Source organism: Clostridioides sp. ZZV14-6150 (assembly GCF_020657875.1).
In the GTDB taxonomy this organism is placed as follows: Bacteria; Bacillota; Clostridia; order Peptostreptococcales; family Peptostreptococcaceae; genus Clostridioides.
Map to the genome: position 1 here is coordinate 43,029 of NZ_JAGWDA010000013.1, position 22,946 is coordinate 65,974.

The following is a 22,946-nucleotide window of genomic DNA, read 5'->3' on the forward strand; positions in this document are numbered from 1 at the left end:
TTTATATATATTTAAATGTGATTTTATATATCTCATACCTTAGGATAATACATTTAAATTATTTTTTATTAATACTCAGATGTAAATATATAGAAAACAAAATATTTGTAAAGTATGGGCATACATTTTATGTATATATTGAAGATTTAGTTAAAATTGATTATTTTATACCCAATTTTCACAAATTTAAATTAAAGTTTAATCGCTAGCTGTAATTAACACCTTATATAATCCACCTTCAGCTGATAAATCCTTATCACTTCCAGATTCAATTACTTGTCCTTTTTCTAACACATATATATTATTGGCATCTTTTATAGTTGAAAGCCTATGAGCTATTACAATTACAATTTTATCCTTTATGTATTTATTTATATTATTTAAAATATTATTTTGAGATATATTATCAAGTGCAGATGTAGCTTCATCTAAAATAATAATTTTACTACTACTTATAATTGCTCTAGCTATTTGTATTCGTTGTTTTTGGCCTCCTGATATCTTAACACCTTTTTCACCTATTACTGTATCTATTCCATTTTCTAAAGATTTCAATAAGTTATCAAGACCTACAATATTACATATTTTCAAGATTTCTTCATATGAAAATTTCTCCCTAAAATCTATATTATTTTTAATTGTATCATCAAATAAAAAAACATCTTGATTCACAATGTGAACATTACTCCTTAAAGATTTAAGATTTATATTCTTTATATTTAAATCATCTATTAAAATTTCTCCATCTGTTACATCCCAGAGTCTATACAATAAACTTATTATAGTCGACTTTCCACATCCACTTTCACCTACTATAGCTGTTGTTTCACCTTTTTTAAATATCATATTTAAATTTTTCAAAACATTATTTTCTTTATTTGATTCCACATAATCAAAATATACATTTTTTAGTTCAACTCTATCAACGTCAATTTGGCTTATTTTAAAAGCACTATTTTCAACTTTTATATCTATTGGCTCGTCTATTACAGAGTATACTCTATCAATGGATACCTTAGCTTGGGCTATTTGATTTGCAGATTTTATAATGTTCATACAAGGACCTATTAGCATATTTGTATATTGCTGAAATGCAATAAGCTCACCAATTGAAAACTGTCCCTTTATTATTTTATATCCTCCATATCCATATATAGTAACTATTATAGCACTATTTAATATTTTAGTTATAGACATATTCCCAACTATAATAAGATTTAACTTAAGCATATTATTCATTAAGTCTCTTTCTTTTTTTATATAGCTTTTGAAAAACTTTAATTTGGACTTTGATATAACTATATTTTTTATATTAGATACATACTCTTGAATAATATTAAATAGATTTCCATTAGCTTTTCTTATATTAGTAGTTTTATTTGAAATATGCCTTCTCATTTTACTTTGAATAAAAACTAAAATTAATTCTATTAAAATAACTATTAAAAGAAGGTCTTTACTCATGTTTATCAAAAATATCATTGAAAAAATAGCTGTGAACACATTTGTAATCATATTAAATAGCAACTCTACATTAAAATTTTCTATAATAAACATATCTTGATTTATTATAGATAAAAGATTTCCTGATTTTATTTCTGAAAAATATCTTCCAGATAAACATGAAAGGTGATTCAACAACTTAACCTTCAATGAAATAGTAACTTTATTTTTCATAACTGTATATAGGTATTCCAAAACCAACTGGATTAATGGATTTAAAGTACTAATTATAAAATATATTATTATTAATTTTGTTAACAAGTTCATATTACCTTTAGTGATTCCATCATCTAATATACGCTTTGTTAATTGAGGAATAACCAATTCTAGGGCTGCAACTAAAATAACAAGAAAAAATGAAATAAATATTCTAAATTTATTTTTTTCAAATACACACTTTGAAAATCTAATCAAATTCTTATTCATCATTGCACACCACCAATCAAATGTAAATATCATATTTTTTGCTTATACATGAATCAATAAGATTTATCAATAGATATAAGTTATCTAATTCATATAGAAATATATTTCTGTAATCTACACTTATATTAAATTCATCATTAATAGCTCTTAAAAATTCATATGCATTGTGATTTCCAATTTGAGTAAAATTATTAAGGAGGGAATGCTTTTCTACAAAATTTAAGTTTACATTGTTATTAGAAAATTTTTGATTAATTAAATTAATTACTTTTTCGGCTATGTTTTGTTTGTTAATATCTGATTTATAGCCACTTTTATGTAAAAATCTATATTTTTTGTAGTAAGTTCTTATTTTACTTTCTTCAATTAACACATTTTCTAAATCTTCAAATTTTAATTTTCCAAATCTTGTATAAATATCAGCTATTATCCCCGTTGCAATAGAAGCTGCTCTACTATTTTTACCAAAATGAGTTACTTTATTATTAAATTCAAAAAATCGTTCTTTAGAATTCGTATACATTTGTATATCCTCATTTTCTTTATAAATATAATCTTCATCTCTACATATTTCTCTCTTACCTTTAACACCTATTACCGATTTAAAAAAAGTTGGATAACTTTCACTACCTTTTGCTTTATTATGGTGAGAACATATGATTATTTTCTCATTTTTATGTAACTTATCACATATATATTTCAATTCTTCTTTGTATACACTGTTTAATGTAGATGCAGATATATTAATTAAGTCTATATCTGCATTTATGAGATTTTCCAAGGCTTTTACTAAATTAAGTGAATTAGTTCCTCCTTCTTTATCAAATATTTTAATAGGATAAATTTCAACATTTTGGCATATTTCAATTATAGTTTTTGCACATAAGGTTCCATGACCATGTAAGTCATATATATCTGAGATTAAATTTTTATTCATAATTTGAAAATCATTATTATATTTTAAAAAAATTTTCAAATTACTATCATATATATCTATACCTGTATCTATTATTGCTATTTTTATTTTTTTCATAGTTATCACCTTTTGCTAAAGACTATATTTTTGTTTGATTTTAAAAATATCTACCAAATTTTGTGATATAAATTTTCTCTGATAAGTTTACAATTAATATCAAAAGCTACTTTATCATTTTTTATTAAATTGGTTTGTGCTGGACATGTATTGCAAAATATATTTATGCCACAACTTTTACAGTTTTCATTATTATTTTCTTTCAAATTATCAAAATTTTTAAAAGCTATGTAATCTCTTTTATATAATTTTTCGATAGATGAAGAATTAAAATCTTTCATATTACATATTTTATATTCATCATCAGTTAAATTTGGACATAAATACAAATTGCCCTCATCACTTATATGTAATTGATTTATACCAGCATTACAATGACCAGTATCTATCTGTTCATATTCATAGTTTTTATACTCATCACTTGGAGTAAAAAACAGTGTACCATCTTCTAGATATTTATTATTATTTTCTAGACCTCTACCAAAGCTGCAAAAATATCTAATTTTAGATGTAGTTCCCAATTTCTTATTTAATTCATCAAATTTAGATTTATAATGATAGTTATGTTTTCCAACAACCATAGATAAACTAATTCTATGACAGCCATTATCTCTCAACATTTTGATACTTCCCATGACTTTACTAAATACACCTTTTCCTCTAATTTTTGAACATGTATATTCATCATAACCATCTAAACTTATCTCTACTGCATAAAAATTTTTCGCAATATATTCTGCATTCTTACTGTTAATTAAGACTGCATTAGTACATAAAATCAATTTTTCATTATAAATATCTTTTGTATAATCAATAAATTCTTTAAAATCATTTCTAGTTAAAGGTTCTCCTCCAGAAATTGTTAAATTAATAGGTTTAAGTTTTACTACCTTGTCTATTATCCTCTTAAGATCTTCTATTCCCAATTTTTCCTCTTTTTCAATACTTGAATCTTTGCAGCAATACTCACAATTCAAGTTGCATTTATTTGTTATTGCAAATGATATTCTTGGAACAAAACCATAGCTTACTTCTGTAATTACTAAATCTCCCAAAAGTCCTATTATATCCAATTTTTCTATAATTTTTTTATAATAAATTTTATCATCATCATCTAAAAACATATCTATGGTATCACAAATAGGTATTTTTTGAGTTATTGAGTAATTTATTGCTTCATAACATTCTTCAGGAATCTTAATCCATTTTCCATTAAACTTATTACCTATTATGACTAAGCCTTTGTGCTTTAATATATTTGCAATCTTATTCAAAAAGAACTTGTTCATTAAAACCTCCCATTTCTAACAATAATATAGATTATTTTTAAATAAAAGAAATGTACTAAGTAAATAACTTTTAAGTCATTTACTTAGCACATCCTATATTCTAGTACTTACTACTTTGCCATGAAGTACCACCTGAACAATCTTCGCAACAATCATATTCACAACTTGAACTACTAACACCTTGACATGGATTACCTTGAACCTCTAAATCTTTTAATTCTACCTTTTCTTTAATTTCAGTTATTTTTTTCATAATATTTCCTCCTTTAGTTTCTAGAATTATTTTATATATTAACTATTCCCAATTAGTCATGACTTTGTGTAAATGTAAATTAAGAATAGCAATAATCTAATAATTTTTTAGTGGTTCTGACATTTAAATGTTCTTCAAAACATGTTATATAAGGTGGTAAATTATAATTACCTGTAACTAATTTATTTAAAATTTTACATCTTACTCCAGTGCAGTAATTATACCTAGTACATTTTAAACAATTTTTATTCTCGGAAAAATTTATCTTTTTAAACTCATCTATTTTATTTTCATCTAAACAATTTTTTCCTCTTTTTATGTCACCTATTACATAATCTTCTTTACTAACAACAAAGGTACAAGGATATATAAGTCCTTCAGCATCGATATTGAAGCTACAAATTCCTCCAAAACAATCACCTTTTTTCTTATTTAACATGTTTATATTAATCAGCGATACTTCAGCTTGTCTATTTTCTTTTTTAAACTCTATCAACTTATCAATTTCATTACTTAATATTTCTAAACTATCATCATCCCAATTTGCATAAAAATCAATAGCCGGAACGATATATTTAAATCCAAGATTATTCACACTTACAACACTTTCAAATAAATTATTTACATTATATTCATTAAAAGTCATCCTAGCTCTTAGTTCTATTCCTTCCTCTAAAAGCTTTTTTGTATTTTTAATCACTAAATCATATGATCCTGAACCATTACTAAACACTCTATTTTTATCATGAGATTCCTTAGTTCCATCTATACTGATAGAAAATGTGCCAATATTATCTTTTATAAAATCTTCAATTTCATCATTTAATATAGTTCCATTTGAAGTCATATCGTAAATTATTTTTCTATCTTTGACCAATTCATTTAATGATTTATTTAAATATTTTATTATATCAAAATTTAAAAGTGGTTCTCCTCCATGAAAGACAATATATAATGGACGTTTATCTTTGGGAACTTTTTTTATTTGATTCAATATAAACTCTATTACTCTATCTGCTGTATCTAAATTCATATAATTTTTTTGTTTATTACTACCTTCATAACAATAATTACAATTTAAATTGCAATCCTCAGTAACTAATATTGTAAAGTTCAAAATTAACACTCCTCACTCCAAATTATTCTATTCAATTGTGGCTTCATAAGTCCACACCATTTATTAAATTCTTTATTATTATCTAAGACTTTATCAATTAATGCTGGACAATACATACAGAATATGTTTACATCACAATCTTTACATTTTTTATAATTATATGGATATATTTTTTGTACATTTTGTTTTACTTCAGAATTTTCAAATTTAAAATTTAATAATTTTTCTTTCGATTCTTCAAGTAAAATATTTCCTAAAGAATATTTATCTTTCATAAGTGATGGGCAAGGATATATTTTCCCATCAGAATCAATAAAAACTTTATCTTTATATAAATCACATGAACAGGAATTAGCATTGTCTCTATATTTAACCTTATCAAGTTTTGTTAATATTATTGGTAAAATAGTATCTTCAGATAAAAATTCAAGTACATTATCCTTTCCTCTACCCAATGGTACAAAACATCTTGTCACAGTTTGAGTCCCTAAATTAGAATTTAATTTTTCAAAACTTTCTATAAGATGTTCATTTTTATCGCCAAATATCATAGATGTCCTAATATTATGAAAATTCTTTTTTTGCAACTTATGTATATTAGAAATAATTTTTCCAAATACACCTTTTCCTCTTACTTTACTGCATGTTTCTTCATCTACACCATCAATGCTTATCTCAATCCTATGAAAATTATCAACTATAAAATCAATATTATTATCATTTATTAAAGTTCCATTTGTTGATAAAACTAAATTAATATTGTTGTTAGAATAACTTTTTATATATTCCACCATTTCTTTAAAATCTTTCCTAATTAATGGCTCTCCACCAGTTAAAATTATTTCCCTCGGATTAAGAGTAATTACAAAATCAATTATTGATAAAATTTCTTTTATTGTTAATATATCCTGTTCATCATAATTACAACTTGTACAACAATGTCTACACTCTAAATTACATCTATGTGTTGTAGCTAAATAAACAGCTTCCATTTCTGTGCTATTTTTTTTAAGATTACTAGTATCTTTATTTATATAAAGAATACCTGCTTTTATCATGTTATTTATCAGTTGTTTTATATACGTTTTGTCATTATCTGAAAACAATTCTATAAAATCTTTATATGTTAAATTTTCTTTGAAAGCTTCAATGAAATAATCATAAACTTCTTTACTTTGAAATATATGCTTTTTATTTTTTTTACTATACATTAGAACTAATTTATTTTTTTCATATATAATTAAGTCTTCATCTATAAATTTTATTTTTTCTTTACTTAAAGCTATATCTTGTAACATACAACATCCTCCTACTTTTTTAATATTTGACAGAAATTCATTAGAATAACTTTACTAGACTAATCTATGCTTTTCTCGAAAAAATATATAACATATACTTTTAATCAAGTAATCAAACATACAGATCATGCATATATCAAAGAAATTTATTTAGGATTTTTATATTAATTTAGATAACTTCTAAAAAAAATATAGCATTCCATGATTTTCTTTGCAATATTTTATCGTAAGTAGCACTTTAAATGACGTATCTTGCATATTATTTGTTCAATTATATAATTATTAAAAGTTTTTCTTTATTAAAATTTATAGATTTTAAATATACAAACTATAATTTCTTACATCCATATAAAATTTTAAATAGTATTACAATAGATATAAAAATAAATATTAATATCACTGATAAAACTTATAATCAACTAAAGTTACTTGATAAAAACTTAAGTCTAATCAAGCAAAAAGGATATCACCTTAAAAGATGACACCCTTTTTGTATACTTAATAATATTTTATAACTGATTTTTTATAAATGTAAATGATACTTTTTATTTATCTCTTTTTAAATTTATTAACTCCATCTGGAATTTTGGGCTGATGAGACAACCAGTTTGATGTTGTATTAGCTGATATTGTTAATATACAAATAGATAATTTTCCAGTATACTGTAATAATTTACTTGTAATTTTTTTCATATATGTATTCCCCCTCTATTCTTTATAATTGCTAAATTAATCATTATAAAAATCCATATTATACTTGATGCAGCATATGCCGAATATTCATAAATTACTTCAGAGTTAATACCCACAAATATAAATATTAGCACGATACTTATCAAAGTTCTTGATACTTTTTTATAATGATTTATTTCCTCATCACTCAATGGTTTTTCCCTATGTTCTATAGGTGATAAAATCCAAATTCCAACATAACTTATAAACGTTAGTATTATTAACATCTCTTTTAAATCAAAAAAGTTTATAATAGTTAATAAAACTAAATTTATTAGGTATATAGTTATAAATACACCTAAGCATTTTTTATAATTATCTGCATGATATCCTCCTGTATATTGTCTTATTGGACAATAACAACATAAAAACAATAATGTATACTTAAACTTATTTAACATACAACTTATTGTAAGAATAACAAATATATTTAATAAAAAAGCTATTAATGTCTCAAATCCATATTCATAATTTTCAGACTCTTTAGAATCTATTGCCTCATTATAGATTAAAAATGATGTTATCTTTTTAGCACATAACTTAACCATTCTTTTGCTCCATTTTTTATCTTAAAATAACATTAGGTTTGTTTTTTTTCAATAGTATTGGCGTAATTAGATCTTCTATAGGTGTAACTTGCATGATTTTATATTATTGGTATATATATTTTGACTACAAACTTACAATCTTGATAATCAATATATACTTCTCCATTGTATTTTTGTACTGAACTTTTTATACTTTTAATACCTATTCCATGTAAATCTGAATCTTCTTTATCTGTTTTTATATTGTTATTTTTAGTTTTTATTTCATTTATTTTACTATTTTCACATTTAACTACAAAAAATCCATTAACTATTGTCCCTTTAATTTTAATAAATCGCTCTATTTCCATAGAATCTATCTTCATACATGCTTCTATTGCATTGTCTAGCATATTAGAAAATATACTACATATATCCATCATATCTATAAAATCGCATCTAGAAAACTTTATATCTACAATTAATTCTATATTATTGTTGTCACAAAAACTTTTTTTATCATTTAATATAATATCTAAAATCATATTTCCAGTTGTAAATATAGATTTCCACTCATTAAGTTCGCTTTTAATATGGTCTATGTATATTTCAGCAACTTCATTGTATCCGTATATATTTTGTATACATGTAATATGATTTTTCATATCATGATATAACTTTCTAACTTTTATTTGAGCTTCTTGTAAATTTAGATAATTTTTATATTGCATCTTTATTTTTTCTTTTACAATTTGATTTTCCATCATTATATTATTATTTTTTATTATATTGCCAATAATATGTATTAATGACATATTTGACATAAATAAGATTCCTGATGCAATAAGTATTGTTAAGCTATTTTTAGTAGTGTTCATTGTTAATCCAAATATTATAACTATACTCAAAATATTATCTACAACTAGAATAATTATATAAATAAATTCTTTTTGTTTAAATTCTATTTGTAGTTTTAACCCCTTTATAAAAGGTATAATTGATATTAATAGTATTTTAGATAAGATAATAAACTCTAATCTAAGCACATTATTGTTTAGCAATATATTTAGATTGTCTATAGAATTTATCATTAATATTATACTTGAACTAACAGAATCTACACCTATTAATATCATCCAGTATACTAAACTTATCACTAAACTTTTTAATACTGTCGATTTATAGTTATATAAATAAAATACATATCCACCAATCATTCCAATAAACAATTTAACATTTGAATTTACACCTGCAATAGTTAATACTGTTGTCATTACAATAAGAGTAGCAATTAAGCTCTTTATAATTGTATTATTTTTTCTATGTTCACTAAATTCATCTAATACGATCTTATAAACCGTCCATTCTATTATTGTAGATATTACTGTAACTATATTCCAAAACAAAGCTTTATCTAACATATAATATCTCCTAATACATTGGCTAATTTAATTTTAAAATCCTTAATTTTACTCCTACTAACTGGAATTTCTGCATTATTAACTAAAACTACATTTTGTTTTATGTATTGTATATGATTCATATTAACTAAATAGCTTTTATGACATCTATAAAATTTACAATTACGTTCATTCAATTCTTTTTCAATTTTAGATAAACTCTTTTTTATATCATAGCTTTGATCTATTGTATGAATAGTTATATCTTTATCTCTAACTTCAATATAAGTAATACTATCTATTGAAATTTTATACACTGTACCTTTATTTTGAATAATTAAATTATTTTCGTTTCTTTTAGTGAGATCTTCTACACATGAAAGAACATGCTTCTTTAATTCATTAAATTCAATTGGTTTTATTAAGTACCTATAAGCTCTAACCTCATAACCATCTTGTATATAATCTACTACTGCTGTTGTAAATATTATCTCTGAATTACAATCAACTTCTCTAATCTTTCTTGCTATATCCATACCTGAAAGCTTATCCATTTCTATATCTAAAAAAAATATATGTGTATCTTCTGGATAATTTTCAATTAAATCTTCCCCACAATTAAATGTTATAATTTCAAATTGCTTATCGATATCTTTTAATATAACTTCTACATATACCTTTAGCTTATCTCTAAATATAAAATCATCTTCACAAATAACTATATTAAGCATAAATACCTCCATCACAATAATATAAATTTTATTTATTCCTACTAATCTAAAAAAATTCCCTATATTTAATAAAGAATAATATACGATTATAGTTATGCTATTATTTATTTTGATAGTGAAAAATGTCCAATTTGAATTTTGTGTTATATTGAGTATTGATTAAAAAGCCAGAAACAAGTTGCCAAACTTATAATACTTCTATTTTTTTAATTTAAATTCTATATATATTCCATTCTACCATATATTTACATTATATTCATTTAATAACTCTTTTAGCTAATAAGTGCTATAATCTTCTATATCTCCTATCATTTTATTTAACAGAGTTAATCATTTCATGGTATATTTGTCGCTAACCTGTCTATAAATTCCTCCTCTCTTATCTCCATAATTATCATTTACAATCAACATAAATAGTTTTTGAATTTATAGTTACCCTCATTACATAACATATGAGGATAAACTCTAACTATTACCTCAGTTTTTACTGTATCAAGAGTTAACTGTAATTCAATAGCTTTTTTATTTTTCAATGAATATTTTGAAAGGCTATTCACTCTAAAATAACTAATGAAAATACATAAAATCTAAATTTCCAAGACATAATTTATTTTATAACACATACATTATTCTAATATAAACTTCTTCAAAAAACATTTTCTCAGTGAATTATGATACAATGTTAAATAAGAAAATAAAAACTTTATATTGAATAATCTTATCTGTTATTTTTAAAATGTTACATTTAATAGTAACTTGATTTTAAGATTATATTTTACTAGTTCATACTAAATAAGAAAATATAAGGATTGTGAGGTAAAAAATATGAATAAGAAAAACTTAGCTATATTAGTGGCAGGTATGCTGTTTTTTTCTAGCTCTTCAGTAATATTTGCAAACAACTTAACAAAACAAGAAAGATTAATAGGTAAAACAAGATATGAAACGGCTGTAGAAGTGAGTAAAGTAGGGTGGGTTCAATCAAAAACAGCAATTATAGTCAATGGTAACTCTATTCAAAGCGCACTTTGTGCAAATCCTTTTGCTAAATTAAAAAATGCTCCTATACTTTTAGTAAATAATAATAGCATAGAAAGTTCAACTAAAACTGAACTTAAAAGACTTGGAGTAGATAATGTATATATAGTGGACAGTGGAAATAGTATATCCAATAAAGTAGAAAATGAAATAAAATCACTTAACATAAAAGTAAATAAAATAGTAGGAAATAATATCTATGAAATGTCTACAAATGTACTTAAAGAAATAGATAAGATAAAAAAAGTAGAAAATGTAGCAGTTGTAAATGGATTAAAGGGGTTATCTGATGCAGTTAGCATAGCTTCTCCATCAGCAATACATAATATGCCTATAATACTAGTATCTGAGGAAAACAGCAATAATAGCAGTATAAATTTCTTAAATAATAGGTCTATAAAAAAATCTTATATAGTTGGAGGAAATAAGATTTTATCAGACAATACAGTAAAAAAATATCCAAATAAAGAGAGAATCAGTGGTTCAGATAGAAACAATACTAATGCCAAAATTATTGAGCAATTTTATAAAAACAAAAGCATAAAAAATGTATTTGTTACTAAAGATGGTATGAACAAAGAAAATGCACTAGTAGACGCATTATCAATAGGAGTATTGGCAGCCAAAGAAAATTCTCCTGTAATAATATCTAATGGTACTCTTGCAAACAGCCAAAAAGATTTTATTAAAAATAAAGACATAAAAGAAGTAACACAAGTTGGCGGAGGTGATAACCAAAAAGCCTTTGAGGATATCTTAAAACTAAAAGATGTCGATATAAGAAATAAAACTAAAAAAATATCTTTAATTGAAGCTAAAGAAATATTAAAGCAAGCTGTTCCAGGAAGTAATGTTTTAGTTTGTTACTACGACCAAGATGATAACAAATACGACAGTAAGGTTATAAAGGATAATATTGTATATGAAGTAGAAATAGATGCATACTCTGGTAAAATAATAGAAATTGAAAAAGATGATGATATAAATAACGATAACTTAAATGTAAAAAATATATCTTTAGATAAAGCTAAATCTATAATCCTAGATGCTATTCCTAATGGTAATTTAATGTACTGTAAATATGATGCTGACGATAATGAATATGAGGCTAAAGTTGTAAAAGATAATAAAACATATGAAATAGAAATAAATGCATTTGATGGAAGAATTATAGATATTGATATGGATGACGATTCTGATGATAATGATTATGATGATTCTGATAATAATCAAAATAATAGTGATTCTAATGCTAATAACAATAAATCTATAATTAGCATTGAAAAAGCTAAGTCAATAATGCTAAATAAAGTACCTGGTGGTAAAATAGTAAAATTTGAATACGATGAAGATGATAAAGAATATGAAGGCGAAATAATAAAAGGAAGCAACGAATATGATATAACAATCAGTGCAATCACTGGAAAAATATTAGAATATGAAGTTGATACAATATAGTATATGGTTCTAATTATACAGTTTATAAAAAGTTTCTTATTTTATATTACTGGAATTTTAAAAATTCCAGTAATATTTTTTATTATCAATAACACTAAGAATCCTATTTAATATTAACAATTCTATTTAATACTAACAATTCTATTTAATACTAACAATCCTATTTTCTATACATATAACATATCTGAACATAAACTATATCTGAATTTTAGATTTTTTGTAATATCTATTCTAGTATATCTCTTCACCATTATAATCACTTTTCATTTAAATAAGTCTTGAATTCTTGACCAAACAGAGTCTCTGGTTTTATATCCACTAGCATAGGAGTATCCTTCCAGTTCTTAACTCTTGATTCTATAACTTTATAAAAATCTTCTAATCTGTGACCTTCTTTTCTTCTTTCAGCTATAAGTTTGTTGGCTGTTTCTGAATCAAACCTAAAACTTTCCCCTGATTCTTTATTTAATTTTTTTATAATATTTTCATAAATACTTTCTATATAATAGTCATCCTCTTCCACATCAGTATTTTTCTTGGAATTCTTTTTTAATAACTCTTTTTTTAAATTTTTTTTAATAATTCTTTTTTCTTTGTTACATCTTCTGTTTCATCTACAGTATGAAGTTCTGGGTCATAACCCCATGTTCTATACTCTTTATCCATATAACTGTACATATTGATATCACTGACTTTATCTTTCTTATACTTATATTCATATTTTGATACCTTTTGGCTACTATTATTTGTTTCATTAATATTTTCCAAGATATCTTCAAAAAAACTTCTACGTTTCTTTATTACACCTGTATCACTACTTTCAGAACATATATAACTATATACAGAGCAACAATTTCCCTTCACTCCTCGACTTATTAGTCTCAATATTCCTAAATCTATAAACTCATTTACAAGCCTACTTATTGTAGATATTGATAAATCAAGGTCAGATGCAGCCTTTCTTACGGTCATCTGAAACTGTCCCCTTGGTAAAGTTCCCTTTAATCTTTGTATATTTTCTTTTCTCATTATATAGTGATTAAACCTTATTTTATTTACATCACTTCGCTCGTTAAAATATAATACTGCTGAATTTAATTGATAAAAACCATTGTTCATATTCTTATTCCCCCAATTCAAATAAATAGTTGTTTGTAAATATTTTTGTATTTCTTAATAATTTATTAGATGATTATATTTTATTAAAAATCATTCTTCTATATTTTTCATTTTAAAGTTTTAAAGGCATTATGTTAATAGATGAGATTTAACTTTTTTATTTAAACAATAAATTTAATAATTTTTTTAATATAAATATTTTCTTGGTTTATAAATATTTTCTTAAAATTGATATATAGTTCTCAGTATCAAAATTTACAGCCATACTAGATATTAAGTTTTTGTCCATGTTATAGTCTCTAACTTTATATAAATATATAACCAAATATACAATCGAAAAATATATCATTATGTTATACTAAGTGTTACAAAGTAAGATACTAATTCTCTTATAATATAAATTGTTATTATATATAAGAAAAATTCCTAATAAAAAATCTATTTAACATTTTGTTTACTTTAAATCTCACATACTCAACGCTTTATTTACTATAAATAAGGATATTTAAAATATATATTTTTGTAATAAGGAGGTATACTTATGACTGATTCCCAAAGTAAAAAAGAATACTTACGTAGTATTTGCAAAGTACAGGACTATATAGAAGAGCATTTGTATGATTCTCTTTCTCTTGAAGAGCTCTCTAATATAGCAGGTTTTTCAAAGTTTCATTTTCATAGGATTTTCAAAGCGATAGAAAAAGAAACATTATCACAGTATGTAAGTAGGTTAAAACTAGAAGGAGCCACGTCTTTTCTTATTCATCGTACTGACATGACAATTACTGATATTGCACATTATTTTGGTTTTACTGATTCCGCGGTTTTTTCACGAGCATTCAAAAATTACTATAAGATAAGCCCTATAAAATATAGAAATAATTATAGCAAGAATTGCAAAGAACCATATAAAATTTCTCAGTATAATAGATACATATCAAAACTTAAATCTAAAAATAATAGAGAGGTTAAAGGAGAAATTGAAATCTTAGAACTTGATAATGTAAATACAGCTTATATTAGATACACTGGGTCATATGGAAATTTAGCTAGTCATTTTCCAAAGATTGTAGAAAAACTCTTTGAATATGCAAATGAGCAGAATCTAGTTGAACTTGAAAAGACAAATATATTAGCTATTTATCATGATAATCCTCAATTTACACAAGAACATCATTTGAGGACTAGTATTTGTATGACAATTCCAAATAATATTGTTGTCAAAGAAAATAGCGACCTTGGTAATATGACAATACCTTCTGGTAAATATCTTGTGGGGCATTTTAGTATTTTTCAAAATGAATATAGTGATGCTTGGGATTTTATGTATAATGAATGGCTATCAAATGATGAGCATAAATTACGTAATTCTTTCCCTTTTGAAGTATACCTTAATGACCCAAATACTCACCCACAAAATAAACATATAGTTGATATATATTTACCTATAGAGCCTTTTTAATACTATGATTTCGCTTAACCTCTTCTTATATTAAGGATTAAAACATCCCAATTTTATAGTTTGATAAAATTAATAAAATGAGGTGAATTAATGAAAGAAATAAAAATTAAAGGAGCAAAAATTCATAACCTAAAAAATATAGATATCTCTATCTCCAAAAATAAGCTTGTAGTTGCAACAGGTGTCAGTGGTTCAGGTAAGTCCAGTCTTATGTTTGATATTGTATTTGAGGAAGGGCGTAAACAGTACTTACAGTCCTTAGGCATACTTTCAGGCATTGATAATGAGAATAAATTCGATAACATTCAAGGATTAGCTCCTACTATAGCTGTTAAACAAAATATCATTCGTCAGAGTAATCCTCGTTCAACAGTAGGTACTAGAACCAATATTATTAGTATGCTTACACTATTATATGCAGGAGAAGGACAAGTACTATGTTCTGCGTGTAACACTCCTGTAGACAATAATCTTATTTGTAATAATTGTGGTAATAAAGAAGAACGATTAAGACCAAGTTATTTTTCATATACATCTTCAGATGGAATGTGTGTAAAGTGTTCTGGACGTGGAGCATACTTTGAAATTAATATTGAAAAACTTATCTTGGATAAGCACACTACCCTAAAAAAAGTTTTAGATAGAGCCCAAATTACACCAGGATATTTGAGAGTTCTATCTAAAAAGTTCAAAGATTATTTAGAGATACCATTCTTACAATTGCCTGAGGAAGTACAAAACGAGGTACTCTATGGCCATTATGAAAATGGAAAACGAAGTTCTTGTTTAGCAAAAGTACTTCATGGTCGTCACCAAAGAGGTGAAGACTTAAATGGTATTTATAGCATGACTACTTGTTCTGAGTGCAATGGTTTTAAAATTGGTGAAGAAGCACGCCAAGTTTTATTAAATGGAAAGCATATTGGCGAACTTGGAAAAATGAGCATTTTAGAAGTTCATGAATTCCTAAAATCCTTATTAAATCAAAACAAACTAACTACTCTAGGCAAAAAATTAATAAATGATATTTTGATTAAGACAAACAATCTAATAAAATCAAGACTAGGTCATCTGTCCTTGTACAGAGAGATGTCAACTTTAAGTGGTGGAGAAATACAAAGACTATTTTTAAATTCTCACCTTGATTCAGAGATGGATTCATTAATTTACGTACTTGACGAACCAACTGCGGGATTACATGAATCTGAAAAAATCGATATTCTAAAATCCATTAAAGATTTAAAAGATTTAGGTAACACTGTCATTGTAGTTGAACACGATAAAAATACAATTAATATGGCAGAACATATTATTGATATAGGGCCAAAAGCTGGTGTTGAAGGTGGACAGTTAATATATCAAGGCGATTTAGAAGGTCTGCTTAAATCAAATGAGTCAATTACTGGACAATATATATCAGGAAAATACTCCATGCCTACTAGAACAGCATCTAAAAATATTACGGATATTGAAAAAATGCCTTGTATAGTTGTTCAAAATGCAAGTACGAATAATCTTAAAAACGTTACTGCATCATTACCTTTAGGTGCTATGATTGGAATAGCTGGAAAATCTGGCAGTGGAAAAAGTTCCCTTATATCAGATACATTGCTACCTCTTCTTAGAAGTTACTTCAATAATCAACCAAATAATAATAAAGCGACTATTAAGGAAAATGAAGTAAGTGATGAGGATGATTATGCAATTGTAGAAACTATTGCAGATAAATTAAGTGGTACACAATATATTTCTGGATATTCAGAAATATCTCAAACTCCTATTGGTAGAAATATGAACTCAACACCTGCATCTTATATTGGTATATGGGATAAGATACGTGTTTTATTTGCAGGTCAACCAGAATCAATAAAACAAAATTTCACTGCTGGACATTTTTCATTCAATTCAAAGGGTGCTTGTTCTAAATGTAGTGGTAGCGGATATGAAAAAATCCGGTTGGGAAATAATGTAAGTATGGACAGTATATGTAATGAGTGTCATGGAAAAAGATTTAATGATGAATCCCTATCCATTAAATATAAGAATAAAAATATCTATGATGTCCTAAATATGAGTGTATCCGAAGCTGTTAGTTTTTTCGAAGATACTCCAAATATTGTTTCACACTTAAAAGTACTAGAACAAATCGGTATGGGTTATATAAAGCTAGGTCAACCTACCCCTACTTTAAGTGGTGGCGAATCTCAAAGAATCAAGCTTGCAAAAGAGATTGGCAAAAAGCGAAAAGGCAATATTCTCTATGTATTGGATGAACCCACTACTGGTTTAAGTTTATATGATACTGCTAAACTAATTCAATTGTTGGATGAACTAGTCGAAAATGGAAATTCTGTAATTGTTGTTGAACATGATATAGAAGTTCTAAATACTTGTGATTGGATTATTGAACTTGGTCCAGAAGGTGGAGACAAAGGCGGATATATCATTGCAGAGGGTTCTCCTCAACAACTAAAAGAAAACTCAAAGTCTATAACAGGGAGGTATTTATAATGGATAAAGACTACTGCTTAGATTTGAAATTTGAAAATATAGACCCTTTAAGTGTTGGAATGGATTCAAAAAAACTTTCACAACTTGAACCTTTAATAATCTCACAATATAGCAATATAAACGCAATAATCATAGCAAGAAGAGGAAATATCGTCTTTGAAAAATATTATAATGGTTATAATGCTGACGATACTTTTCATGTTGCATCTGTCACAAAAAGTATCATATCAGCCCTAATTGGTATCGCAATAGACAAGGGTTATATAAAGGATGTTGAGCAAAAAGTTGTTGATTTTTTCCCTGAATATAATTGTAGCCCTGCTGATATATACAAAAAAGCAGTAACTATACGCCATTTGCTTACAATGACTGCACCATACCCTTTTAAAAATACAACTGAGTCATTGGAGAGGCTTTCTAAGCAACGAGATTGGGTAAAATACACCCTAAATCAACTTGGTCAAAACAAAAATATTGGAACTTTCAAATATTCTTCAGCTGGAGTTCATCTACTTTCAGCTATTATTACAAATACCACAGGAAAGTGTGCTCGTGAATTTGCTAATGAACATCTATTCAAACCTATTGGTATGAGAGAAATACCAGATTATGATATAAAAGATTTTGGCTTTGAAGATTTGTTTGGAAAAAACCTTAAAGGTTGGGCAAAAGATAGACAAGGTAATACTACAGGTGGCTGGGGACTTACATTGAGTGCCAGAGATATGTTACGATTTGGTTCTCTGTATTTAAATGATGGTATTTGGAATAATAAACGTATTATATCTAAATCATGGATTGAAGAATCAACTAAAATGAATTCCAATGAGTATGGTTATCTATGGTGGCTATGTGAAGAAGATGGAGTTCTTTGGTACTCAGCAATGGGAGCTGGAGGAAATGCTATCTGTTGTATACCACATTATGACTTGGTGATAGCAATACCATCTAAGATAGTTTTTAAACCTCGTGATAGATGGCAGTTTATTAAAAAACATATACTTACTTCTATAATAGAATAGTTGTATATAGAATGATTATAACAACCCTCCACTATAACACCAGACTTTAGTTTAGTGATATTATTGTTGATGCTATATATACAAGAGGAGTTGAATATAAATGAATACCTACACGACATCAGAAATAGCAGATTTAATTGGTATACATCCTAATACAGTACGTTTATATGAAGAACTTGAACTAATACCTAAACCTAAACGTAATCCTAATGGCTACCGTATCTTTAACGATTTTCATATAGAGCAGTTTAAATTTGCTCGTACAGCCTTAAAAATTGAAGTTACACAAAGAGGATTGAGAAAAAATGCAGTTGAGATTGTCAGAACATCAGCAAATAAAGATTTTGACAAAGCTATTTGTCTTGTGAGTCATTACTTACAACAATTAGAAATAGAAAAATCAAATGCTGAAGAAGCAATCACTATTGTTACAGAGATTTTAAAAGGAAACACACATGAAACAGACAAGTTATTTTTAACTAGAAAAGAAACCGCAGAACACCTAAATGTCACAATAGACACTTTAAGAAATTGGGAAATGAACGGGTTGTTAAAAGTAAAAAGAAAACAAAATGGTTATCGTGTATATACTGATGAAGATATAAAACGACTTAAAATTATTAATTCATTACGTTGTGCAAGCTATTCTCTTTCAGCTATTTTAAGAATGTTAAATGCTTTGTCTTGTAATCCCAATGCTAATATTAAAACTGTTATTGACACTCCAAAAGATGACGATGAAATCATCTCAGTATGTGACAAATTGATAACCTCATTGAAAGAGGCAGAATATAACGCAAAAGCAATGAAATCTCATCTTCAAAGCATGAAAGAACAATTTTCTTAACCCTCCACTCTAACTCCATACTTTGATTTGTGTGTTATTCTTAAGAGCGAGAAAAATTAAACACACAAATCAAAGGAGGAATAGAATGGAAAACAAAAATACTCATTTTACATGGAAGAAAAAAATCATTACCTTTTTAGTGAGCCAATATATTTCCCTATTTGGTTCATCACTTGTACAGATGGCAATGATATGGTATATCACACTTCAAACATCATCAGGCCTATGGGTAACAATTTTAACCGTATGCTCCTTCATACCACAAATGCTAATATCTTTTTTTGCAGGAGTATGGGCAGATTACTACAATCGAAAAATACTCATCATTATATCTGATGCCATAATCGCTGCTTCTACACTGATACTACTTCTGCTTATGATGTCAGGAATTAAAGGAGAAAATGAATTAATCGCAATTGCAGTCGTATCCATTATTCGTTCTTTAGGAAGTGGTGTACAGACACCTGCTGTAAATGCAATGATTCCTCAACTTGTACCAGAAGAACACTTAATGCGTTTTAATGGTATAAATGGCAGTCTTCAATCTATAGTACAATTTATAGTTCCTGTTGTAGCTGCAGCGATTCTTGGTCTAGGCAATAAAATATCTCAGGTACTTTTAATTGATATCATTACTGCAATTATAGCTATTGTATTACTTTGCTTCATTAAAATCCCTAAACATAATATAGTAAAACAGACTGAAAAAGTATCATTTTTAACAGACATGATATCTGGAATAAAATACTCTTTTTCGGATAAATTTATTAGAAAAGTAGTTTTTACTTATGGAGCTTTCATTTTTCTTTGTGTACCATCAGGCTTTCTTATAGGATTATTGATTGAGCGTACATTTGGTAAAGGCTATGTTTATCTATCTATTATTGAAATGATTGGCTTTGCAGGTATGGTTTTAGGCGGATTAGTTATAGGAATATTTGGTGGCTTTAAAAATCGAAATAAGACATTTTTCTTGTCAATGTTATCTTACGCCATCTTTTCCATTATTTTGGGGTCTGTTACACAAGCTTGGCAATTTTTTATATTTATGTTTTTTACCAGTTTTTCAATTCCAATTATTCAAGCAACAGCTATGACCATGTTGCAAGAACATGTAGTACCAGAAATGCAAGGTCGTGTATTGGGCTTACCTACTATTATATATACTGGTCTTATACCTCTTGGGATGGTACTTTTTGGACCACTCGCTGATATATTATCTATTAACAGTTTGATTATTGTTTCAGGCGTAATAATTGCATTTTTTGCTTTATCTATTCCTTACTCAAGGCAATTTTATGCACAAGGTATCTTTAAATCAAAGGAAACTAAGTAATATACTATAGAAATTAAGTAATGCACTAAAGAAACTAAATAATATCCTAGGATAATTTTAATTCTTCTATTTTGTTTTTTATACATAATACACTAAGATAGTAATACACTAAGATAGTTTTAATTAGCCTAGTTCAAATTTTATAATCTCCGTTTCATTTACATCAAAGATTAAATGAAACGGAGAAAAGTAATATGCCAATAAGTTTATTATTATTTTGATTCCTTTTTAGCATGACACTCAGAACATTCAGAGTCATGTAAAGAAATAATTCCACCACAATAAACACAAGTCCATTTTTTTAATTCTTCTTCCATAAAAGTACTTATTCCAGACTCTTTCGCTAAAAGACTATTTTTTATAAGGCTCTCTTCGTATCTTTTATTGTAGCTTTTTTCCAAGTTTTTGACCAATTTGCATGGAAATTTTTCACACTCAAAACAATATGTAATCTTTTCTATCTTTGCACACTCTTTTATCTTACACGTTCTGCAATGTTCTGGTTTCCCCAAATCACTTACATAACATCCCTGACAAGGTTTCTTTGAATAACAATGTTTATAACAGACTTTACAATTCATACCACAAGGGGCGAGCATAATATTTTCAATCTTATTGGGCATTTTCATAATATATTATCCCTTTCTATAGTATTCTTAATTCTTGAACAACTCTAATTATTGGAATCATGAAGTTTTTGAACAGTATCATTATAAAAAATCATTTTAATAAGATACTTTCACTTATCATAAGTCTTTATAATCAAATTATCTATCCATCTTAATCATATAATAAACATATAATATAAGTATATCAAGCAATTAGATTTAATTATCTACTAAAAAATAGATTTTTTTCTTATCTAAAGTCATATACAGCAAAAACCATACAATACAATGTCCCACTAAAACTACAACTTCTTTTATAACAGTAATATTTCCATCAATAATTTCCATAATTCCTTTAAATGTTGCTATCGATGGCATTATATAACATAAATTGCCTATTCCTCTAATATCAACGCCTAAAATGTATACCAGTAATGGAGTCCCTATAAATAAAATCATTATTAACTTAATATAAATAATCCCTACCATAAGACCTTCTGATAGTTTACCAATAAATAAACCTATTAGTGATGATATAAATGTCGAAAATATGATAAGTAACAACATCATTACCATATCTAACATTGAAATCCTTAGACATATAAATACAGTTACAATTGAAGATAGACACCCACATAGAAAACCTATAAATATTTTCTGAATAATATATTGACTCCTAGTTTGTGGTAAGATTTCATTGATAAATGAAATTCCATCTTCTTTTTCAGATATGATATTCATTGCATTAAAAGTACATCCCATAAACATAGCTGTAATTAGAATCATAGCAATAAAAATATTTTGAAATTCTTTTAACACATTATCTTTAGGTAGTATTGTAACCTCAATATTTTCTAAATTTCCCTTTAGTATAAAAATTTTAGGTAACATCTTTGCTACATTTTTTATAGCATTAATCTCATTTCCATAAAGTATAGTTTGAATCCCCTCACCATTACTAATAACCCCAATTGTATTTGTTTTAATGTTTTTAACTTCACTTATTAAATGATTCTTAGTTTTATATTGTTTCACTGACCCATATCTACTTAGCCATTGCTCTGTTTGTGTAGAAAGGTTGTTTTTTATTGTCCCAAATTGCAACTCTCCTATTGAGGATATATCAATAGTTCCAACAAGATTTATTAAAATAGCCATAACAATTGGTAAAAAGAAGGAAATTATGCACATTTTATCTTTTCTTATACTCTTCAACTGATATCGTAATCCCATCAA

General features: G+C 26.1%; 20 protein-coding genes. 6 read left to right on the forward strand and 14 right to left on the reverse strand.

The annotated features are described in order from the left end of the window. Window positions 1–198: 198 nt before the first annotated feature. The 10 genes from KGF41_RS14850 to KGF41_RS14895 form a co-directional block, all read right to left on the reverse strand. A complete protein-coding gene (locus tag KGF41_RS14850; RefSeq protein ID WP_227856911.1) occupies window positions 199–1,932 on the reverse strand; it encodes an ABC transporter ATP-binding protein in 1,734 nt (577 codons plus the stop codon). 13 nt (window positions 1,933–1,945) lie between these two features. After that, window positions 1,946–2,962, reverse strand: coding sequence for a S8 family serine peptidase (locus KGF41_RS14855; RefSeq protein ID WP_227856912.1), 1,017 nt, complete (start codon window positions 2,960–2,962; stop codon window positions 1,946–1,948). A gap of 50 nt (window positions 2,963–3,012) precedes the next feature. Continuing rightward, window positions 3,013–4,251: a radical SAM/SPASM domain-containing protein gene (locus KGF41_RS14860; protein ID WP_227856913.1), complete on the reverse strand. Its 1,239-nt coding sequence runs from the start codon at window positions 4,249–4,251 to the stop codon at window positions 3,013–3,015. Window positions 4,252–4,351: 100 nt separating this feature from the next. Beyond that, window positions 4,352–4,504 carry a hypothetical protein gene (locus tag KGF41_RS14865; RefSeq protein ID WP_227856914.1) on the reverse strand — a complete coding sequence of 51 codons (153 nt, stop codon included), beginning with the start codon at window positions 4,502–4,504 and terminating at the stop codon, window positions 4,352–4,354. A gap of 79 nt (window positions 4,505–4,583) precedes the next feature. Next, a complete protein-coding gene (locus KGF41_RS14870) occupies window positions 4,584–5,621 on the reverse strand; it encodes a radical SAM/SPASM domain-containing protein (protein ID WP_227856915.1) in 1,038 nt (345 codons plus the stop codon). A 2-nt stretch (window positions 5,622–5,623) separates the two neighbouring features. Then, window positions 5,624–6,919 (reverse strand): radical SAM/SPASM domain-containing protein, encoded by a 1,296-nt coding sequence (locus tag KGF41_RS14875; protein WP_227856916.1) that lies wholly within the window; start codon window positions 6,917–6,919, stop codon window positions 5,624–5,626. Between the two features lie 549 nt (window positions 6,920–7,468). Next, window positions 7,469–7,612, reverse strand: coding sequence for a cyclic lactone autoinducer peptide (locus tag KGF41_RS14880; RefSeq protein ID WP_227856917.1), 144 nt, complete (start codon window positions 7,610–7,612; stop codon window positions 7,469–7,471). Further along, window positions 7,609–8,199 (reverse strand): accessory gene regulator B family protein, encoded by a 591-nt coding sequence (locus KGF41_RS14885; RefSeq protein WP_227856918.1) that lies wholly within the window; start codon window positions 8,197–8,199, stop codon window positions 7,609–7,611. Before KGF41_RS14885 ends, KGF41_RS14880 begins: the two co-directional genes overlap by 4 nt. A gap of 98 nt (window positions 8,200–8,297) precedes the next feature. Further along, complete coding sequence (locus KGF41_RS14890; protein ID WP_227856919.1) at window positions 8,298–9,599, reverse strand: sensor histidine kinase; 1,302 nt, start codon at window positions 9,597–9,599, stop codon at window positions 8,298–8,300. Further along, entirely contained in the window at window positions 9,593–10,309 is a 717-nt protein-coding gene (locus KGF41_RS14895) for a LytR/AlgR family response regulator transcription factor (protein ID WP_227856920.1), read from the reverse strand. The genes KGF41_RS14890 and KGF41_RS14895 overlap by 7 nt, the downstream gene beginning before the upstream one ends. Before the next feature lie 825 nt (window positions 10,310–11,134). Here KGF41_RS14895 and KGF41_RS14900 point away from each other — a divergent pair. After that, window positions 11,135–12,805: a cell wall-binding repeat-containing protein gene (locus KGF41_RS14900; RefSeq protein WP_227828370.1), complete on the forward strand. Its 1,671-nt coding sequence runs from the start codon at window positions 11,135–11,137 to the stop codon at window positions 12,803–12,805. Window positions 12,806–13,061: 256 nt separating this feature from the next. Here the strand turns inward: KGF41_RS14900 and KGF41_RS14905 are convergent, their stop codons facing one another. After that, window positions 13,062–13,328 carry a conserved phage C-terminal domain-containing protein gene (locus KGF41_RS14905; protein WP_227856921.1) on the reverse strand — a complete coding sequence of 89 codons (267 nt, stop codon included), beginning with the start codon at window positions 13,326–13,328 and terminating at the stop codon, window positions 13,062–13,064. Window positions 13,329–13,369: 41 nt separating this feature from the next. Next, the gene (locus KGF41_RS14910; protein WP_227856922.1) at window positions 13,370–13,924 is read right to left on the reverse strand and encodes a hypothetical protein; all 555 of its coding nucleotides are present in this window, start codon (window positions 13,922–13,924) and stop codon (window positions 13,370–13,372) included. A gap of 541 nt (window positions 13,925–14,465) precedes the next feature. Between KGF41_RS14910 and KGF41_RS14915 the strand changes: the two genes are divergently transcribed. The 5 genes from KGF41_RS14915 to KGF41_RS14935 all read left to right on the forward strand — a co-directional run bounded on the left by KGF41_RS14915 (window position 14,466) and on the right by KGF41_RS14935 (window position 21,102). Next, the gene (locus tag KGF41_RS14915; RefSeq protein ID WP_227828368.1) at window positions 14,466–15,386 is read left to right on the forward strand and encodes a GyrI-like domain-containing protein; all 921 of its coding nucleotides are present in this window, start codon (window positions 14,466–14,468) and stop codon (window positions 15,384–15,386) included. A gap of 90 nt (window positions 15,387–15,476) precedes the next feature. Further along, entirely contained in the window at window positions 15,477–17,897 is a 2,421-nt protein-coding gene (locus tag KGF41_RS14920; protein WP_227856923.1) for an excinuclease ABC subunit UvrA, read from the forward strand. Beyond that, a complete protein-coding gene (locus tag KGF41_RS14925; RefSeq protein ID WP_227828366.1) occupies window positions 17,897–18,919 on the forward strand; it encodes a serine hydrolase domain-containing protein in 1,023 nt (340 codons plus the stop codon). The genes KGF41_RS14920 and KGF41_RS14925 overlap by 1 nt, the downstream gene beginning before the upstream one ends. 100 nt (window positions 18,920–19,019) lie before the next feature. Next, window positions 19,020–19,766: a MerR family transcriptional regulator gene (locus KGF41_RS14930; RefSeq protein ID WP_227828365.1), complete on the forward strand. Its 747-nt coding sequence runs from the start codon at window positions 19,020–19,022 to the stop codon at window positions 19,764–19,766. Between the two features lie 85 nt (window positions 19,767–19,851). Then, entirely contained in the window at window positions 19,852–21,102 is a 1,251-nt protein-coding gene (locus tag KGF41_RS14935; RefSeq protein ID WP_227828364.1) for an MFS transporter, read from the forward strand. 212 nt (window positions 21,103–21,314) lie between these two features. Here KGF41_RS14935 and KGF41_RS14940 read toward each other — a convergent pair whose 3' ends face one another. Together KGF41_RS14940 and KGF41_RS14945 are read right to left on the reverse strand one after the other, a co-directional pair. Next, window positions 21,315–21,731 (reverse strand): DUF3795 domain-containing protein, encoded by a 417-nt coding sequence (locus KGF41_RS14940; RefSeq protein ID WP_227828363.1) that lies wholly within the window; start codon window positions 21,729–21,731, stop codon window positions 21,315–21,317. A gap of 198 nt (window positions 21,732–21,929) precedes the next feature. Beyond that, complete coding sequence (locus KGF41_RS14945; RefSeq protein ID WP_413840859.1) at window positions 21,930–22,943, reverse strand: ABC transporter permease; 1,014 nt, start codon at window positions 22,941–22,943, stop codon at window positions 21,930–21,932. Between the last annotated feature and the right edge of the window lie 3 nt (window positions 22,944–22,946).

Bases quoted from the DNA above. Each gene is read 5' to 3' on its own strand.
- KGF41_RS14920 (WP_227856923.1), top strand. From the start codon at position 15,477: ATGAAAGAAATAAAAATTAAAGGAGCAAAAATTCATAACCTAAAAAAT.
- KGF41_RS14895 (WP_227856920.1), bottom strand. From the start codon at position 10,309: ATGCTTAATATAGTTATTTGTGAAGATGATTTTATATTTAGAGATAAG.
- KGF41_RS14880 (WP_227856917.1), bottom strand. From the start codon at position 7,612: ATGAAAAAAATTACAAGTAAATTATTACAGTATACTGGAAAATTATCT.
- KGF41_RS14925 (WP_227828366.1), top strand. From the start codon at position 17,897: ATGGATAAAGACTACTGCTTAGATTTGAAATTTGAAAATATAGACCCT.
- KGF41_RS14850 (WP_227856911.1), bottom strand. From the start codon at position 1,932: ATGATGAATAAGAATTTGATTAGATTTTCAAAGTGTGTATTTGAAAAA.
- KGF41_RS14860 (WP_227856913.1), bottom strand. From the start codon at position 4,251: ATGAACAAGTTCTTTTTGAATAAGATTGCAAATATATTAAAGCACAAA.
- KGF41_RS14930 (WP_227828365.1), top strand. From the start codon at position 19,020: ATGAATACCTACACGACATCAGAAATAGCAGATTTAATTGGTATACAT.
- KGF41_RS14855 (WP_227856912.1), bottom strand. From the start codon at position 2,962: ATGAAAAAAATAAAAATAGCAATAATAGATACAGGTATAGATATATAT.
- KGF41_RS14915 (WP_227828368.1), top strand. From the start codon at position 14,466: ATGACTGATTCCCAAAGTAAAAAAGAATACTTACGTAGTATTTGCAAA.
- KGF41_RS14935 (WP_227828364.1), top strand. From the start codon at position 19,852: ATGGAAAACAAAAATACTCATTTTACATGGAAGAAAAAAATCATTACC.
- KGF41_RS14910 (WP_227856922.1), bottom strand. From the start codon at position 13,924: ATGAACAATGGTTTTTATCAATTAAATTCAGCAGTATTATATTTTAAC.
- KGF41_RS14875 (WP_227856916.1), bottom strand. From the start codon at position 6,919: ATGTTACAAGATATAGCTTTAAGTAAAGAAAAAATAAAATTTATAGAT.
- KGF41_RS14890 (WP_227856919.1), bottom strand. From the start codon at position 9,599: ATGTTAGATAAAGCTTTGTTTTGGAATATAGTTACAGTAATATCTACA.
- KGF41_RS14865 (WP_227856914.1), bottom strand. From the start codon at position 4,504: ATGAAAAAAATAACTGAAATTAAAGAAAAGGTAGAATTAAAAGATTTA.
- KGF41_RS14945 (WP_413840859.1), bottom strand. From the start codon at position 22,943: ATGGGATTACGATATCAGTTGAAGAGTATAAGAAAAGATAAAATGTGC.
- KGF41_RS14940 (WP_227828363.1), bottom strand. From the start codon at position 21,731: ATGAAAATGCCCAATAAGATTGAAAATATTATGCTCGCCCCTTGTGGT.
- KGF41_RS14900 (WP_227828370.1), top strand. From the start codon at position 11,135: ATGAATAAGAAAAACTTAGCTATATTAGTGGCAGGTATGCTGTTTTTT.
- KGF41_RS14885 (WP_227856918.1), bottom strand. From the start codon at position 8,199: ATGGTTAAGTTATGTGCTAAAAAGATAACATCATTTTTAATCTATAAT.